Genomic DNA, 11,986 nt, shown 5'->3' with positions numbered 1-11,986 from the left:
AGGAGCACGTTGACGGCGAACCAGCCTGCCATCTCGGTACGGGGCCTGACGAAAAAGTACGGACCGAAGACCGCCGTCGACGACATCAGTTTCGAGGTGGAAGCCGGCAGCGTCTTCGCGTTCCTGGGCACCAACGGGGCGGGAAAGTCCACCACCATCGGATGCCTGACCACGGTCAACCCCTTTGATACCGGATCGGCGGAGGTCTCCGGGCACAACGTGCGCACGGCCGGGGACCGCGTGCGGCGGGACATAGGTGTCGTTTTCCAGGACTCTGTCCTGGACCCGCTGCTCACCGGACGCGAGAACCTTCGCGTCCGCGCGCGCTTCTATTCCCCGGACACAGCAAAGAACGAGGCTCGGATCAACGAACTGGCGGAACTCGTTCAGCTGGGGGAGTTCATTGACCGCCGGTACGGGACCTATTCGGGCGGACAGCGCCGCCGGGTGGACATTGCCCGGGCCTTGCTGCACGCGCCGCCGATCATCTTCCTGGACGAGCCCACGGCGGGCCTGGACCCGGCCAGCCGGGCGATCGTCTGGAAAACCATCCACGATCTGCGCGACGCGCACGGGCTGACGGTCTTCCTCACCACGCACTACATGGAGGAAACCGAGGAAGCGGACCGGGTCTGCATCATCGACGCCGGCAGGATCATCGCAGACGGCACCCCGGCCCAGCTGCGGTCGAAGTACTCCAGCAGCATTCTCACGGTAACCACCCGCAACCGTCCCAGGCTCGACGCCCTGGTCCTGGAACTGGGCGGGCAGCTCAAGGACGGGGACAGCGGGGCGGTGCGCATCGGCGTCGAGACCGCAGACACGGCCCGGCGCATCCTGGAACGGCACGGCGAAGACGTCCTGGATTTCGAGTTCCGCCACGGCACCATGGACGACGTGTTCCTGGCCCTGACCGGCAGGGAAGTCCCGGCAGACACCGCAGTACCGGAAGGAACCCAACGATGAACGTCGTCCTGGACATCACCACCCGGAACCTGCGGCTCTTCTTCCGCGACCGGCTGGGCGTGTTCTTCTCCCTGGTCTCCGCGCTGGTCGTCTTCCTGCTCTACACACTGTTCCTCGGCAACCTGCAGACCGAAGGACTGGGCGAGTCCTTTCCGCAGGCCACCGAGGACGAGATCCGCGGGTTCGTGGACAGCTGGATGTTCGCCGGGATCCTTGGCATCACCACCATTACGACGGCGCTGGGCGCCATGGTGGTGTTCGTGGAGGACTCAGGCTCCGGCCGCTTCCAGGACTTCCTCGTCTCGCCGATCCGTCGGGAGAGGCTGATCCTGGGCTACCTGCTCTCCGCGGTGATGATTTCGATGATCATGACTGCGCTGGTGCTGGTGGTGAGCCTGGCCTACCTGTTCGTGGTCAGCGGCGTCACCATCGCCTTTGTGCCCCTGCTGAAGATCTGCGGCTACCTGGCGCTGGCCTGCTTCGCGTTCTCCGCCCTGAGCGCCTTTGCGGTCTCCTTCATTCGAACCGCCGGTGCCTATTCGGCCCTGTCCACGATCGTGGGAACCGTGCTGGGTTTCATCGCCGGCTCCTACATCCCGGTGGGCAACTTTCCGGAGGGAGTGCGCGAATTCGTGAGCGCACTGCCGTTCCTGCAGTCCTCCATGCTGGTCCGCCAGGAGATGACCGCGGAGACGCTTCCTGCCATGACCGGCGACCAGCCCGCGGCCATTGAGGAGCTGCAGAGCGTCTTTGGCATTACGGCACAGGTGGGGGACTGGCAGGTGGGCACCGGCTACGTGATCTTTGTGCTGGTTGCCATGACCGTGGTGTTCACGCTGGTGGCGGCAATTCGGATCCGGGGCCGGGTCCGGGCCTAGCGGAGCGGCTTTTCGGTGCCTGAAGCCCCCCGCCACTGGCCGCAACTGAAAGCTAACCGGCTCCGGTGAACGTCAGGAACAGCAGCGCAACGTTCAGGGTGATGAGCAGGCCAACGACGACGGCGCCCAGGACGGTGGTCCACCACCGGTTGCGGTGTTCGCCCATCAGGTCCGCGCGGGACGTGAGCCAGAGCAGGGGCACCAGGGCAAACGGAATGCCGAAGGAGAGCACCACCTGGCTCAGTACCAGCGCCCATGTTGGATCGATACCGGCCGCGAGGATGGCCAGGGCCGGCAGGAGCGTGATGAGGCGACGCAGCAGCATCGGAATGCGGATGCGCAGCAGGCCCTGCATGATCTCGGCACCGGCGTAGGCGCCGACGGAGGTCGACGCCAGGCCGGAGGCCAGCAGGCCGATCGCGAAGAGGAACGCGATGCCCCCGCCAAGTGCGGTCTCGATGGCCGCATGGGCACCATCGAGTGTGTCAGTCCCGTCCACGCCCTGCAGCGAGGTGGCGGCCAGAAGCAGGATGGCAAGGTTCACTGTTCCGGCTACGGCCAGGGCGATCGTGACGTCCCAGCGGGTGGCACGGATCAGCGTCGTCGTGGTCATGCCCTGGGTCCGATCCGGAAAACGGTCCCGCGTCAGGGCGGAGTGGGCGTAAATGGCATGCGGCATGACAGTGGCGCCGAGGATTGATGCCGCGAGGAGCACAGACTCTGAACCCTCAAACCGGGGCAGCAGGCCCGCTGCGACGGCGCCCGGGTCCGGCGGGGCGATGAAGACTCCGGCGGTGAACCCGATGGCAATGATCGCCATCATGGAAACGATCACGTACTCAAAGCTGCGGTGCCTGCCGCTGCCCTGCAGCGCCAGGACAGTCATCGATACGGCGCCCGTGATCAGCCCGCCCAGCAGCAGCGGCAGGTCGAAGAGGAGCCACAGCGCGACGGCGCCGCCGATCACCTCCGCGACGTCGGTTGCCATGGCCACGAGTTCGGCCTGCAGCCAGTACAGCCGCCGGCCGGTGGTGGACTTCAGGCGGATCCCCACCAGCTCGGGCAGGCTGCGTCCGGTAGCCAGGCCCAGCTTGGCCGAGAGGTACTGCACGAGCCAGGCCATGATGTTTCCGGCGATCACCACCCAGACGAGCAGATAGCCAAAACGGGCTCCGGCAGTCATGTTGCTGGCTACATTGCCGGGATCCAGATAGGCGACGCCGGCTACCAGTGCGGGGCCGAGCAGCCAGGGGAGGCGGGGGCCTTTCCTTGCGGCGACGGGGGTGGCCGCAGCATCGGCGGTCGCTGCCTTATCGAGCATATTGCCAACGTAGCACCGCGAGTTCGGGTCGCCTAAGACTATTCCTCAGGAGTGGGTAACACCTCAGTGATTCGTTGCCCAGCTCACCGGAACTTCGGCTCCCTAGCCGCTTTCCGCGGGCTCCTGTGAGCCGGCGGGCTCGGGGAGACCGCCCTTGCTGCTGCGGTGGAGTACGGCAAGCCAGGCCAGCGCTCCTGCAACCGGGACCAGCAGGATCCCGGCGCCCCAGAAGGCTCTCCTGGCCCCCGCGATCCCGTCGGTGTGCCACAGGCTGATCAGCGCGCCGGTCGTCAGGGTCAGGATGAGCAGGAGCAGCAGCGCGGCTGCTGGAATCCACATGAGGACCTCGACGGACATGGTGGTACCGGACGCTTTCAGTTGGTGTCGAATGACGGCGGCATCGAATGACGGCGATCTCCCGGACCGGGCCCGTACGCACTTCATCCTAGGGAGCCGCACCAGGGGCCACATCATCCCTGAAGATGACTTCCTTGCTGCCGTGCTCATCCCGTCCGCCGAGGCCGTGACCGCGAGCCTAAAGTTGAAGCATGCAACCCCTGTCTTCCCCCGCCCGCATTCTCTGCGCCGTCATGGCCGCCGTAAGTATTCCCATGGCCCTGGTGATTCCGCTGTGGATTACCGCGGGGCGCATGGCCTTCGGGGTAAGCGGGCACCTGGTTCCCATTTTCGCCGTGACGGCCGGCCCGGTCCTGGCGATTCTGATGTTGACTGCGGCGATACGAATCACGGTCAACGCGGCTGCCCGCCGGCCGTTCGGTGCGCCGCTGAAAACCTCGCTCCTGCTGCTGGGCAACTACGTCCTGGCGGGAGCTTTCGGGTTTTTCGTCCCGGATTTCGGCGAGGACGGCAGCGGATCGGTGTTTTCGGCCGTTGCCGGAAACGACGTCTTGGGATACTCCGCAGCATTGGCGAACCCGTTCGGCATTGCCACCCTGCTGGTCACGGTCATTGTGTTGGTGAAAGCTTTTCGGGTACCGGTTGCGGTCCCCGGCTGCGCTGAAGTGCCCGCATAGTAGAAGCCGAAGTCATCGTAGGGATCACGCCAGGCGGACTCGTCCCGGAGGATGCGCACGACGGCGGCGGCCGGCACCCAGCGGTTGTGCGCCTGGCCGTCGTCGTCAATCCAGTGCACGAGCACATGGGTCCGGGTCCAGGCGACGGCTTTGCCGTCTGCGGACAGTGCTTCGGCACGGCAGCGGACGTACGGCTCGCGCCGGTAAGGGGCGTGGGAGACGCGCGGGCGCTGGAGGGTCGGGGAAGGCATCGGCCCGGCAGTGAGACTCATGCACTCCACTGTGGAGGACGGCACTGACATTGCTGCCTGGACCGCCTGCCGGGCCTGCGGAAACTCCCGGAACGGCCTTAGCCGAAGGGGCCGGATGGGCGGCTGGCTAGGAAGCCAGGTCCCGCCACTTGGCGGCGGCGCGGCTGCCAAGGGCAGAGCCGCTGTCCTTGACCCGGCGGGGAATCATTTTGATGACCGGTGCCAGGTCGGAGCGGACGGAGCGGTGGGGTTCGTGGGTCCGCGGACCCGGAGCCGGCTGCGCAGGCCGGCCCGAACGCTCAGGTGCGGCAGACCGCTTAGGTCCAGCCGAACGTGCTGCTGCTCCGGAGCGCAGCAGCCCCGCCAGCAGCGCCAGTCGTGCGGGCCACGATGGCCGCGCAGCGGAGGACGCGGGCTTGGGCGGGCGGTTCATCAGCAGGTAGGACAGCGCCACCGGAGCGACGAGGAGCGAAATCAGTGTCAGGGCGCCCAGCGCGTACAGGGCCATCATGGCGTAAAAGGGCCGGTCGAAGAGTGACGCGACGGCGGAGGCGCTGAAGAACAGCATCCAGAGCCAGAACACACCGACGGCCACCAGGACGGTTCGTGCACGGCGAAAGAGCATAACGGAGCGGCGGCGCGCAGAAGGCACGCTCGCCTGAGACTCACTGCCCATTTGGATCTCCCCCAGCTAAGCGGGTCCGGTGGTGGATGGACCCTATGGCTGATATTAGTCCCTTTTGCACGTAACTCTGGCTAACACAAGCAACAATGGTTTGTGTCGTTTCAGGAAGGGAATATTTTGCGCTCCACGTCAGGTCCGGGTTTGTTGTTTGTGCTGGTCTGCGCCATGGGCGCCGGGCCGGTGATGAACTACGGACTGTCTGCCACCAGCACGCTCATCATGGCGGACCTCGGCATCAGCGAGACCCAGTTCGGACTGCTTGCCTCCACCTGTTTTGCCAGCGCTGCCCTGTCCTCGATGTCCCTTGGCAGGCTGAGTGACCGCATCACGGCCCGGTCCCAGCTGGCCATCATTTTTGGCGGCACCGCCCTCGCCCTGATTCTCATGGCGGTCTCGGGAAACTATCTCTGGCTGCTTGCGGCCGTGCTGCTGTCGGGCCCGGCCCAGGCGATTTCCAACCCCACGACAAACCGGGTCATCAGCCACGCCGTCGAACCTGCCAAGAGGCCCGGGTGGATGGGCATCAAACAGTCCGGCGTGCAGGCCAGCCAGCTCTTCTCCAGCCTTTTCTTCCCCGCCGCCGCCCTGGTGGCCGGCTGGCGCGGTGCCGCAGCCGGTGCCGCCGTCGTGCTGGCTCTGCTGCTCGCCTATTCCTGGACCCGGCTTCCGCCCGAACCCCGGACGCCGGCCACACCCAAGGCCGAGCGCGGACCGGTGGACCGAAAGTTCCCGGCCACTGTGTGGCTGCTGGCCGCCTTCGCCCTGTTTTCGGGTGCGGGGATGCAAGCCACCAACGTCTACCTTCCGCTGTTCGCACAGCGTGAGCTGGGCTTTTCCCTGGTGATGGGCGGAGTGGCCGCAGCAGCGGCCGGCGTCGTGGGCGTGGCATCCCGCGTGTTGTGGGGACGGCGGATGGCCGAGGGAACCCGGGCCTCCACGCTTCTGCTCATCCTCGCCGGCGGAGCGATAGGAGGTGCAGGACTGCTGCTAGCTGCGGGGCAGACCGGGAATCCGCTGCTGCTGTGGGCCGGAGTGCTCTTCCACGGTGCGTCTGTCCTGGGCGTGAACGTGGTGGTGATGGCCGGGGTGCTCCGTGAAGTACCCAAACAGAGGGTCGGAGCAGCCTCCGGCGCCGTATCCCTGGGCATGTACGCCGGGTTTGCGGCCGGTCCGCTGGCCATGGGACTCCTGCTGGAGTTCTCCGGCGGTTTCCTGGGTGGTTGGCTGGCGATCGGCGGCTTCTATCTTGCCTGCGTCGGGATTGGCCTCGCCTACCGCCGGGTGGGATCGTCCGGCCGGGCACGGAAGCCGCTGCCGGCACCCTAGCCGGCGGTGTCGGGATCAGGGGCCGGCGGGGCGGGGCTGGGATCCCGTGGGGAGTGACGCGGGCTGTCCGGGTTCAGCAGTGAATGCTTCCGGCCGTAGAACCAGTAGATGATCAGCCCGATCACCAGCCAGATGCCGAACCGCAGCCAGGTTTCCCAGTGCAGCTGCAGCATCAGGAACCCGGAGGCAAGCACACCAAACGCCGGTATCCAGGGCATCAGGGGGAGGCGGAACTCCCGCGGAGCGTCCGGCTGGGTGCGCCGCAGCACGATCACCGCCACGCAGACCACCACGAACGCGGCCAGGATGCCGATGTTCGTCAGGTCCGCGACCGCCCGGATCGGGAAGAACCCGGCCAGCACTGCGGAAACTCCGCCGGCAATCCAGGTGACCCGCTGCGGGGTGCCGCGGGAGTCCGTCCCGGAGAACCACCGCGGCAGCAGCCCGTCGCGGCTCATGGAGAACCAGACACGGGTGACGCCGAGCAGGAAGGTCAGCATCACGGTCAGGATGGAGAGCACCGCAAAAGCGGAAATCACCGTGGCGATCACGGGCAGGCCCACGTTCTGGAACGCGGAGGCGAATCCCGCCGTCGGGCTTATCTCGGTGTAGTTCTGCATTCCCGTGAGGACCAGGGTGGCGAGGATGTAGAGGACCATCGCCACGCCGAGGGAGAGCAGGATGGCCTTGGGCATATGCTTCTTGCCGTCTTTCGCCTCTTCCGCGGCGGTGCTCATGGCGTCATAGCCGAAGACGGCGAAAAACACCGTTGCCGCACCGGTGAACACCACGCCGAAACCGTTGGGAAGGAACGGCGTGTAGTTGTCGGTGTTCACGAAGAAGATACCCAGCCCGATGATGAAGAGGATCAGCAGGACCTTCAATCCCACCGCCACCAGTTCAAACCGGCCGAACGTCTTGGTGCCGCGGCTCAGGATAAAGGTGATGAACAGGCACACCACCAGTGCCGGCAGGTTCACCAGGCCGCCTTCTATGACGTCGCCCGTTCCCTGCATCCAGACCGGGACATCCAAACCGATCCCGGCCATGAACTCCGTGAAGTACCCGGAAATGCCAATGGCGACGACGGCGACGATCGCCGTGTACTCCAGCAGCAGGTCCCAGCCGATGAACCAGCCGATGACCTCGCCCAAGGCAACGTAGCCGTAGGTGTAGGCCGACCCTGCGCGCGGGACCATGCCGGCGAACTCTGCGTAGGAGAGCGCTGCGGCCGCGCTCGCCAGGCCTGCGACCAGGAAGGAGATCAGGACCGCGGGACCCACGCCTTCGGCGTCGGGCCCTCCGTTGGCGACCAGCCCTGCCAGCGTGAAGATGCCGATGCCGATGATGCCGCCGACGCCGATCGCTGTCAGCTGCCACAGCCCCAGGCTCTTGAAAAGCTTGGAACCGGAAACTTCGTCTTCGGTGTCGTCGATGGGCTTGCGCCGGAAAATAGAGGTTCCTCTGTCGTCCACTGACATATCGGCTCCTGGGGGTGCGTGCAGTGCCTGGAACGCAATGATGTGCAGAAGTATCGTCTCCTGCAGGCGTACCCGGAAGTCCCTGCGCCAACTTCAGCGGCCGGAAGGGATCCGCTGGCGGGCGCGGTGCCCGCCAGCGGGAGTGCTACTCGCTGGGCCGGGTGGTCTGCTCGGCGAGGGTGTCCCAAATGGAGGTGTCGGTGCTTTCGATCGAACGGTCCGCTATGGCCCGGGCCGTCGCGTCCAGGGTGGCGACCGTCTGCTTGATCAGGTAGCCGTTGCTCTTCTGGCCCAGCACGGCGGAGGGATTGGTGTTATCCGACATGCCGCGCATCTCGAACAGCAGGGTGGAGATACCGTATTCCACGGCGATGCCGTTGCGGCTGATGGTTTCGGCGGACCCGCCAACGTAGCGGCCCAGGTGCCCCCAGCCGGTCGGGTCAATCGCGTTGAAGACCACGGCGCCGAGCTGCTTGGAGCCTTCCACCACCTCGGGGGAGGCATTCGGCGTCGTCGGGTAGAGGATCGAGCCGGAGACCAGCTTGCCGTCGCGCTCGCTCTGCGTGCCCTGGTGGTGCAGGTCGATCATGTAGTCAATGTCGTAGGCGCGCATCACGTTGTTGTGAAGGGCCTGGGTCTCCGGCTGGATCTTTGCCACATGGTCCCGGTTCAGGTCCGTTCCGGTGGCGTTCGCGCGGGTCAGGGTGCGGCCGCTGGCGATGTAACCCTCCAGCGGGAAGTCGACGTCGCCCATGGCGCCGTCCGGGTTGAGCATCGGCACGATCAGGATGTTGACGCCGTCGAGCACTCCCTTGGTCTTGCCGGTGCCCAGGTGTTTGACGAATTCGAGGGCGCCCTCGGTGGTGAGCTGCTCGTTGCCGTGCTGCTGCGTCAGGTAGAGGATGGTCGGGTTGTTCGGGTTGCTGATGTACTTCGCCAGGTACAGGTCCCTGCCCTTGACCGACTGGCCGATGACTTCCAGTTCCATTGCCGTCTGCTTGGCGTCCTGCTTTTTCAGCTCCGCCACCATCTCGTCATACGTGCGCAGGATGGAGGTGTTGATGGTTTCGTTTCCGCCGTAATTGGGACCCTCGCCGACGGCGTGCGCCGGGACTGCCGCCGCGCCGGACGCCAGCAGCGCTGCCAGTGAAACGGAGGCAACGGTTTTGGAAATCTTCATGGATGGACTCCTCAGTGGTGGGTGGTTCCAGCAGTGAAGTTCGCCCATGTGGATGTGTCAATCGGAGTGGCCGGTGTATGGCTTTTCCAGCATCTGTCGCTTATAAGCGCAGCTCAGAGCCGCATTCGCGCTTTCGGGCCGGAGGCGGAGTGTGAGGTTCGGCTCACCTGCGGTTAGGGTTGATGGATTCGTTCTGTGAAAGGCCATTTATGCGCGACCGTATTTCCCACCCGGGACTCTCCAAACTTGTGATGACTGCCGAGCAGGCAGCCGCGATGATCAAACCGGGGATGACGGTGGCGATGAGCGGCTTCACCGGGGCCGGCTATCCCAAGGCTGTGCCGGGTGCCCTGGCCGCCCAGATGGAACAAGCGCACGCCCGCGGCGAGGACTTCCAGATCAAGGTGCTCACCGGTGCCTCCACCGCCCCGGAGCTCGACGGCGTGCTCGCCCAGGCCGGCGGCATGGAACTGCGCCTGCCGTACCAGTCGGATCCCACCCTGCGGAAACGGATCAACGACGGTGAACTCGAGTACATCGACATCCACCTCGGGCACGTAGCCCAGTACACCTGGTTTGGGTTCTACGGACACATCGACCTGGCCGTCATCGAGGTCGTCGGAATCAACGAGGACGGCAGCCTCATTCCCTCCTCCTCGGTGGGCAACAACAAGACCTGGATCGAGCAGGCGGACAAGATCATCCTCGAGGTCAACGCGCAGCAGCCGGCCGCCATGGACGGGATGCACGACGTTTACTACGGCACGGCGCTTCCCCCGCACCGCAAGCCGATCATGCTGGTCAACCCGGACGACCGGATCGGTGAGCCCTACCTGCGCCTGGACCCGGACAAGGTGATCGCCGTCGTCGAAACCGACGCTCCGGACAGGATGACACCGTTCGCTGCGCCGGACGAGACCTCCCGGATGATTGCCGGGCACCTGCTGGACTTCTTCGAATCCGAGATCAAGGCCGGACGGCTCACCAACAAGCTGCTGCCGCTGCAGTCCGGCGTCGGCAACATCGCCAACGCCGTGCTGGCCGGGCTCTCCGGCGCCGGTTACACGGGACTCACCGCGTACACCGAGGTGATCCAGGACGGCATGCTGGAACTGATCCGCGACGGCGTGATCCGGGTGGCATCGGCCACCTCCTTCTCGCTGAGCCCGGCCGGCATCGAGGAGTTCAACTCGAACATCGACTTCTACCGCAAGCGGATCATCCTGCGGACCCAGGAAATCTCCAACCACCCCGAACTGATCCGCCGGCTGGGCTGCATCGCCATGAACGGCATGATCGAAGCGGACATCTACGGCAACGTGAACTCCACTCACGTGGGCGGCACCGCCATGATGAACGGCATCGGCGGTTCGGGAGACTTTGCCCGCAACGGCTTCCTCTCCGCGTTTATGTCCCCGAGCACGGCCAAGGGCGGGAAGATCTCCGGAATCGTGCCGATGGCCAGCCACGTGGACCACACCGAGCACGACACCATGCTCATCATTACCGAACGCGGCCTGGCCGACCTGCGCGGCCTTTCCCCGAAGCAGCGTGCCCGGACGATCATCGAGAAGTGCGCCCACCCGGATTTCCAGCCGCTGCTGCAGGACTATTTCGACCGCGCCAGCCGCGAGAGCGTCGGCAAGCACACCCCGCACCTGCTCGACGAGTCCCTCGCCTTCCACCAGCGCTTCATCGAGACCGGCAGCAGCCTCCCGGAGCCAGCACACCGCTAGGCCGCTCTCGCGTGCGGTACCGCCGCGCACTGCTTGCCCCGAAGACGCTGAGGGCGGGAATCGCCGTCGGCGCCGCTGGAATTCTGATTGCGCTCCTCACCAACCCGTTTATGGCCAACTTCGGTGCGCTCACCTACAACGGCGAGAACGGATTCTTCGTCACCCTGACGCAGATCGTGTGGCTGGCTCCGGAAGCCTGCCTGTCATTCTCGGCTGCCCTGGTGGCTGCGGCTCTGGTGATGCGCTGCCTGGATACCGCACGCAGCTCTTCAGTCCCGTGACCCGGCGGCGGGCTCCGGGAACTCCTGCCGCGGTTCGGGCTTGTCCACGAACTTCAGGCCGATCACGCAGCCGATGATTCCGGCCAGGAACAGGACCTTCAGCACGCCGGGTTCCTCCGTGCCGGTGAACATGGCCCAGGCGACCGTAAGCACGGCGCCCAGCCCGGTCCAGACGGCATAGGCGGTGCTGATCGGAATGTGCTTCATGGCGTAGCCCAGGCCGGCCATGGACAGGGCGGCCGCCACGGCAAAAATGATCGACGGTGCCAGGACGGTGAACCCGTCGGAAGCCTCCAGGGCAGTGGCCCAGACGGCTTCGAGGACAGCGCTGAGCAGAAGGATGATCCAGGCCATGGCTAGGCCACCAGCTTCAGGCCAACAACACAGCCGACGATTCCCATCAGCAGCACCACCTTGATGACGGTGGCTTTCTCGCCGCCGAAGGCTATGGCATAACCGGCCGTGAGCACGGCGCCGATTCCTACCCAGACGGCATACGCGGTGCCCACCGGGATGCTGAGCATCGCCCAGGCAAGGCCTGCCATGCTGGCGGTCAGCGCCAGCGCGAAGACGAGGGTGGGGAGGGGTTTCTTGAAGTTGTTCGACTTCCCCAGTGCTGTAGCCCAGACGGCTTCAAGCATTCCGGAGGCTATGAGGACAACCCATGACATGGCTAGCTCCTTTGGCCAGTCTTGTCGCGTGCCGGGTACTGAACCGTCGTCCGGGGGCCGGGGTGTGCGGGCCCTGGTTCCAAGGTAGCAATCCTCCCAGTCCCGTGCCGCCGTCCCGTACCCCCGCGAGATGGCCCAAACATCCCGTTAGACGGCTCTAACGGGCAGTTTCTGCC

General features: G+C 65.5%; 13 protein-coding genes and 1 riboswitch. Of the genes, 6 read left to right on the top strand and 7 right to left on the bottom strand.

Annotated elements, in window-relative coordinates; all coding sequences use genetic code 11:
- Window positions 1-9 precede the first annotated feature (9 nt).
- Together TVB01_RS10810 and TVB01_RS10805 are read left to right on the top strand one after the other, a co-directional pair.
- A complete protein-coding gene (locus TVB01_RS10810; protein ID WP_422455909.1) occupies window positions 10-966 on the top strand; it encodes an ABC transporter ATP-binding protein in 957 nt (318 codons plus the stop codon).
- A complete protein-coding gene (locus TVB01_RS10805) occupies window positions 963-1,844 on the top strand; it encodes an ABC transporter permease (protein WP_422455908.1) in 882 nt (293 codons plus the stop codon). The genes TVB01_RS10810 and TVB01_RS10805 overlap by 4 nt, the downstream gene beginning before the upstream one ends.
- Window positions 1,845-1,896: 52 nt before the next feature.
- On the opposite strand, the gene TVB01_RS10800 is transcribed toward TVB01_RS10805, so the two are convergent.
- Window positions 1,897-3,165, bottom strand: coding sequence for an Nramp family divalent metal transporter (locus tag TVB01_RS10800; protein WP_422455907.1), 1,269 nt, complete (start codon window positions 3,163-3,165; stop codon window positions 1,897-1,899).
- Between the two features lie 102 nt (window positions 3,166-3,267).
- Entirely contained in the window at window positions 3,268-3,522 is a 255-nt protein-coding gene (locus TVB01_RS10795) for a hypothetical protein (RefSeq protein WP_422455906.1), read from the bottom strand.
- Window positions 3,523-3,713: 191 nt separating this feature from the next.
- On the opposite strand from TVB01_RS10795, the gene TVB01_RS10790 reads away from it, so the two are divergent.
- Entirely contained in the window at window positions 3,714-4,199 is a 486-nt protein-coding gene (locus TVB01_RS10790; protein ID WP_422455905.1) for a hypothetical protein, read from the top strand.
- 378 nt (window positions 4,200-4,577) lie between these two features.
- Here TVB01_RS10790 and TVB01_RS10785 read toward each other — a convergent pair whose 3' ends face one another.
- Window positions 4,578-5,126: a hypothetical protein gene (locus tag TVB01_RS10785; RefSeq protein ID WP_422455904.1), complete on the bottom strand. Its 549-nt coding sequence runs from the start codon at window positions 5,124-5,126 to the stop codon at window positions 4,578-4,580.
- A 126-nt stretch (window positions 5,127-5,252) separates the two neighbouring features.
- Between TVB01_RS10785 and TVB01_RS10780 the strand changes: the two genes are divergently transcribed.
- Complete coding sequence (locus tag TVB01_RS10780; RefSeq protein ID WP_422455903.1) at window positions 5,253-6,461, top strand: MFS transporter; 1,209 nt, start codon at window positions 5,253-5,255, stop codon at window positions 6,459-6,461.
- Here TVB01_RS10780 and TVB01_RS10775 read toward each other — a convergent pair.
- Window positions 6,458-7,942 carry an amino acid permease gene (locus tag TVB01_RS10775; RefSeq protein ID WP_422455901.1) on the bottom strand — a complete coding sequence of 495 codons (1,485 nt, stop codon included), beginning with the start codon at window positions 7,940-7,942 and terminating at the stop codon, window positions 6,458-6,460. The two genes, TVB01_RS10780 and TVB01_RS10775, sit on opposite strands and share 4 nt — an antisense overlap.
- 145 nt (window positions 7,943-8,087) lie before the next feature.
- Complete coding sequence (locus TVB01_RS10770) at window positions 8,088-9,122, bottom strand: M14 family zinc carboxypeptidase (protein WP_422455900.1); 1,035 nt, start codon at window positions 9,120-9,122, stop codon at window positions 8,088-8,090.
- Window positions 9,123-9,331: 209 nt separating this feature from the next.
- Between TVB01_RS10770 and TVB01_RS10765 the strand changes: the two genes are divergently transcribed.
- On the top strand, window positions 9,332-10,858 hold the full coding sequence (locus tag TVB01_RS10765; protein WP_422455899.1) for an acetyl-CoA hydrolase/transferase family protein: 1,527 nt from the start codon (window positions 9,332-9,334) through the stop codon (window positions 10,856-10,858).
- Between the two features lie 11 nt (window positions 10,859-10,869).
- Window positions 10,870-11,139 carry a hypothetical protein gene (locus TVB01_RS10760; protein WP_422455898.1) on the top strand — a complete coding sequence of 90 codons (270 nt, stop codon included), beginning with the start codon at window positions 10,870-10,872 and terminating at the stop codon, window positions 11,137-11,139.
- On the opposite strand, the gene TVB01_RS10755 is transcribed toward TVB01_RS10760, so the two are convergent.
- Together TVB01_RS10755 and TVB01_RS10750 are read right to left on the bottom strand one after the other, a co-directional pair.
- Window positions 11,128-11,493 carry a DMT family transporter gene (locus tag TVB01_RS10755; protein ID WP_422455897.1) on the bottom strand — a complete coding sequence of 122 codons (366 nt, stop codon included), beginning with the start codon at window positions 11,491-11,493 and terminating at the stop codon, window positions 11,128-11,130. The two genes, TVB01_RS10760 and TVB01_RS10755, sit on opposite strands and share 12 nt — an antisense overlap.
- A 2-nt stretch (window positions 11,494-11,495) precedes the next feature.
- Window positions 11,496-11,810, bottom strand: coding sequence for a DMT family transporter (locus TVB01_RS10750; protein WP_422455896.1), 315 nt, complete (start codon window positions 11,808-11,810; stop codon window positions 11,496-11,498).
- Window positions 11,811-11,820: 10 nt separating this feature from the next.
- Window positions 11,821-11,887, bottom strand: a riboswitch (guanidine-III (ykkC-III) riboswitch).
- Window positions 11,888-11,986: the final 99 nt, after the last annotated feature.

This window comes from Arthrobacter sp. 7Tela_A1, assembly GCF_049311065.1.
In the GTDB taxonomy this organism is placed as follows: domain Bacteria; phylum Actinomycetota; class Actinomycetes; order Actinomycetales; family Micrococcaceae; genus Arthrobacter_B.
The sequence above is the reverse complement of the archived record's forward strand: the minus strand, read 5'-3'. Positions and strand labels throughout refer to the sequence as shown.